Here is a 516-nt window from a genome sequence, read left to right on the forward strand (position 1 = left end):
GAAAGGACTGGAGTTCCCGGTTGTTTTCTTGATGGGGCTTGAAGAAGGCGTCTTCCCTCATAGCCGTTCACTTATGGAGGAAGCGGAAATGGAAGAAGAACGCCGCCTTGCGTACGTTGGGATTACAAGGGCGGAACAGGAGCTTTATCTGACCAATGCCAAAATGCGCACCTTGTTTGGCCGGACGAATATGAACCCGGAATCTCGCTTCATTGCTGAAATACCGGATGATTTATTGGAAAACCTAAATGAGAAAAAAGAAACGAGAGCGACGTCTGCGAGAAAAATGCAGCCGAGACGCGGCCCTGTTTCACGCCCTGTATCCTACGCCAGCAAAACAGGCGGCGACACCTTGAACTGGGCAGTCGGAGATAAGGCGGGCCATAAAAAATGGGGAACAGGAACTGTCGTCAGCGTAAAAGGCGAAGGAGAAGGGACGGAGCTCGATATTGCCTTCCCGAGCCCTGTCGGCGTGAAACGCCTGTTAGCAGCATTTGCTCCTATTGAAAAGCAGTA

The 516-nt window shown here is 51.4% G+C and carries 1 protein-coding gene; it reads left to right on the forward strand.

Going from position 1 to position 516, the window contains the following annotated elements; all coding sequences use genetic code 11:
- On the forward strand, positions 1–516 hold a 516-nt coding region (locus ACWHAR_RS32045; protein WP_452089043.1), incomplete at both ends, for a 3'-5' exonuclease.

The organism is Bacillus sp. LR--39 (assembly GCF_053613335.1).